Raw genomic sequence first — 3,661 nt, 5'->3', positions numbered from 1 at the left:
ATGCAGAGTGGAAGGACTATGTTGACGAAGGGAACGATAAGATACAGGAAACAATTGAAAAGAAAAATGCCCAATAGAGATGACAGGATAATGAGGGAGCGGATCATTCAGAAGAGAGTGATCCGCTTTTTACTCATTGTCACAAGCTAATCTTCTGTAAGACTCTCACTATTAGTCTCCCTTTATTTAATCACATATTCAATTTCATCAAATTTCCTGGAATATTTAATATGAAAGTTTTTATTATCAAAGTACCATAAATCCGATTGTTCCACGAAAAATAAAATGCCTTCTTCTTTTACTTGCAATCCAGCATTATTAGGCTGTGTTTTCTCTAGAGCAAGGGAGAATCCTTTATGGACTCCGCCAAATCCTCCATACCTTGCAAAGAAACGGACAGCGTCATTTTCCTCTAAATTTAATTCATTAATAAACCATTTAGCTGCCGGTTTTGTTATTGATATCTCCATATAACTTTGTCCCCTTTTTCTACCGATTAAATCATCACATTATATTCCTTACAATATATCAGAAAGCTCCCTTTCATTTCCACTAATAATCCTTTGGCAGATAATCATCTATAATGTTTGTAAGATTATCTTACAAAACTTTTCTATAACAAAAATAACAGTGTATACTTTAACTAAGAGCTTGAATGAAACGTAGTATTCATGGGTGGTGTTCTAATTGTCTGAAAATTCTTCCTATAAGACTAGGAAAGTAATAACAATCGGTGTTGTTAGTGAATTAACAGGTTTATCAGAGAGACAGATCCGCTATTATGAAGAACGAAAACTGGTGTTTCCTGAAAGATCCGAGAAAGGAAATCGCAAATATTCCTTTGCTGACGTGGAACTTTTAATTGATATTGCAAACAAACGTGAAGAAGGTGTGCAGACATATGAAATAAGACAGGATATGCTGCGTGCCGAGAGGAAGAAAGAGAAGAAGATGCGCCGCGAGCTGCTTCGTGGTGAAATTAACGCAAGATTCGGTATTCAAAAAGAACGTTAGAAGAGAAGCCTAATGAAGACTAGGCTTCTCTTCATCTTGCTGGTAGGGATTGTATCTAGTAAATTTTAAACTGTCAGGGTTCTTTTGTTCATAATCAATACAGAATTTTTCATAGTCATGTACTAATTCGCTCAATGGTTTCTGGTATATCTCCGTGTCATCCGCCTTTACCTCGCCGCATGCTATCAGTTGTTCAATTAAGAAGATTTTCTGTTTTTCTACTGCTTCCCGTAAAAATGCCATCATTCTAACCTCCTAATCGTAATTTCACTTTAATAAGATAAGTATGACCAAAATTGTTTTATGCTAAACTTGCGATATATAATTGGATTCGAAAGGTGATGTTTTAGTAAGAATTTTGTATGATAGTTACATCATCGTAGCTTGTTAATTTTCTTTGTTGTTGGAAATATATAATAGAGGTATGTTGTTTGATTAGTAGTTTGTTTGTGGTTATACCTGTATTATATGCTTCCATTTTAACGATGTATTGGATCATGTCAACAAACTTTACATACATTTTATAGAAATTACATAATTTACACACTTGTGTAATAATTTCGGAAAGATTGGTGAATCAGTCGATGTATCAAACGAAAGTTTCCATTATAATTCCTACTTATAACCGCCCGATTGCTCTAGCGGAGTTATTAGCATCATTATGTCAACAAACATTTCAAGGCTTTGAAGTGATTATTGTCAATGATGCTGGTGAGGATATTTCCCATATAGTTGAGTTATATCCAGAATTAAGATGTAAGCTTATTGATTTAGAAAAGAATAGTCATCATGTGCGTGCAAGGAATACGGCTGTTTCTTATGTAAAAAGTGAGTGGATTATGCTTATAGATGATGACGATCTTATTTTGCCGACGCATCTGGAAACAATGCTGCATGAAGCAAAAGAATATGATTTCGTTTATTCAGATGTCGAAATAGTAAACTATCGTATGGAAGAGTGTGCCAGGGTTCCTGTTTCACACCGTTTATTTGCCTATGAATTTGATTTGGAGGCAATGCGTAAATTCTCTACCTATGTCCCATCAGGGAGCATGTATCGAGCTTCTATTCATCATGAAATTGGGCTGTTTGACGAAAAGATGCGAAATTACTGGGACTGGGACTTTTTCTTAAGGGTTGCGAAAAATTTTCGAATAAGGCGCGTGCCTGTAGCGGGTGTATTGTACGATTTCTCTGAGACAGGGAACAATCAGTCCAGGAATACTGACAGAATGAGACCATATTTAGATAAATTGTCAGAAAAACATAGCTTAGGCTACCTTCCGACGAAAAATTTCTTCTTATTGTTAGAAGAACCTGATGTAAAGGAAAGAGAATCAGAAAGTGAGCGAATCTGGGACGGTCAGATGCCGCATTCTCGAATCAATACAGAAAGTAAGGGGGAAGAAAAGTGCGACAACGAGATTTCACAAAAGGAAACATCTGGCTAGACCTTTTCTACTTTTCTTCGCCTATTATGTTTGCTAATTTGTTGCAAGTATCCTATCAATTAATCGACAGTTTGTGGGTAGGGAATTTATTGGGAGCCGAAGCACTGGGTGCGGTTGCTGTTTCTGGGACCATCATTTTCACTGTCCTATCCTTTATTATCGGGATCAACAATACCATGCTCACCATTCTGTCCCAACAAAGAGGAAAAGGTGATGAACAAGGGGTGGCAAGGTATATCAATGCTTTTGTCATCACTTTAACTTCATTAGCTGTTGTAATGGGGCTGTTTGGTTTTATTTTGGCAGAACCGCTTCTTCGTCTCTTAGGTACACCAGCTTCCATGCTGGATGGCGGAATAACTTACTTAAGAATCAATGCAATGGGGATCCTGTTTTTGGCTGGATATAATTTTATCAGTACCGTTCTCAGGGCGGTAGGAGATAGCCGGACACCACTGAAATTTGTAGCAATTGCTGTTGTTTTGAATATATTTCTTGATCCGCTTTTGATTTCTGTTTTTCGAATGGGGATAGAAGGTGCTGCATGGGCAACAGTCATCTCGCAAGGATTCTCATTTTTATATGGAGTAATATATGTGAAAAGAAAGAAGTTAGTTCCGGTGAAATGGCCGGAAAAACCGCAATGGCATGAAATAAAGCTGATTCTGAATCTTGGTATACCTTCCGGGCTTCAGATGGCTGTGATTTCAGCAGGATCAGCTGCTATTATGAGTGTTGTTGCCTCACATGGTCCTTCCGTTGTGGCAGGGTATAGTGCCGCACAACGGTTAGACAGTCTATTCTTATTGCCGGCACATGCTTTGAGTGCAACAGTGAATAGTATGGCTGGTCAGAACATAGGAATAGGAAAATGGGATCGCGTAAAGAAAATTGCGATGTATGCGACCATCTATAACAGTGGGATAATGATAATTTTTGCTTTGATCATCGTCTTTTTTGCAGAATTCGGAATCAGTTTGTTTATTCAGGACGAGGCAGCAGTATCTTTTGGTGACCAATATTTAATTATTATTGCTTTTTTCTATCCTTTTTTAGGAATTAACTTTGTATTGAATGGGATTGTTCGTGCTGCCGGTGCAATGTATCAGGTGCTTATACTCAATCTTCTTTCATTCTGGGTATTGCGTTATCCATTATCCTATCTTTTTTCAAAATGGCTTGGTGAGGATGGCATT

At 37.4% G+C, this 3,661-nt stretch carries 5 protein-coding genes; 3 read left to right on the top strand and 2 right to left on the bottom strand.

All coding sequences use genetic code 11. The features are described from left to right. Positions 1-182: 182 nt before the first annotated feature. Positions 183-470, bottom strand: a complete 288-nt coding sequence (locus tag F9U64_RS08895; protein WP_153402658.1) for a HesB/YadR/YfhF family protein — start codon at positions 468-470, stop codon at positions 183-185. A gap of 217 nt (positions 471-687) precedes the next feature. Between F9U64_RS08895 and F9U64_RS08890 the strand changes: the two genes are divergently transcribed. Then, positions 688-1,014 (top strand): MerR family transcriptional regulator, encoded by a 327-nt coding sequence (locus tag F9U64_RS08890; protein ID WP_153402657.1) that lies wholly within the window; start codon positions 688-690, stop codon positions 1,012-1,014. 9 nt (positions 1,015-1,023) lie between these two features. Here the strand turns inward: F9U64_RS08890 and F9U64_RS08885 are convergent, their stop codons facing one another. Beyond that, complete coding sequence (locus F9U64_RS08885; RefSeq protein ID WP_153402656.1) at positions 1,024-1,257, bottom strand: Fur-regulated basic protein FbpA; 234 nt, start codon at positions 1,255-1,257, stop codon at positions 1,024-1,026. A 341-nt stretch (positions 1,258-1,598) separates the two neighbouring features. Between F9U64_RS08885 and F9U64_RS08880 the strand changes: the two genes are divergently transcribed. Both F9U64_RS08880 and F9U64_RS08875 read left to right on the top strand, forming a co-directional pair. Then, on the top strand, positions 1,599-2,465 hold the full coding sequence (locus F9U64_RS08880; protein WP_153402655.1) for a glycosyltransferase family 2 protein: 867 nt from the start codon (positions 1,599-1,601) through the stop codon (positions 2,463-2,465). Then, on the top strand, positions 2,426-3,661 hold a 1,236-nt coding region (locus F9U64_RS08875), incomplete at its 3' end, for an MATE family efflux transporter (protein ID WP_228275639.1). The genes F9U64_RS08880 and F9U64_RS08875, both read left to right, overlap by 40 nt.

This window comes from Gracilibacillus oryzae, assembly GCF_009498735.1.
Classification (GTDB): domain Bacteria; phylum Bacillota; class Bacilli; order Bacillales; family Amphibacillaceae; genus Gracilibacillus; species Gracilibacillus oryzae.
Note: the sequence above shows the minus strand (reverse complement) of the source record. Positions and strands in the feature narration are given on the sequence as shown.

Excerpts from the sequence above, each read along its gene's own strand:
- F9U64_RS08895 (WP_153402658.1), bottom strand. The coding sequence starts at position 470 with ATGGAGATATCAATAACAAAACCGGCAGCTAAATGGTTTATTAATGAA.
- F9U64_RS08885 (WP_153402656.1), bottom strand. The coding sequence starts at position 1,257 with ATGGCATTTTTACGGGAAGCAGTAGAAAAACAGAAAATCTTCTTAATT.
- F9U64_RS08880 (WP_153402655.1), top strand. The coding sequence starts at position 1,599 with ATGTATCAAACGAAAGTTTCCATTATAATTCCTACTTATAACCGCCCG.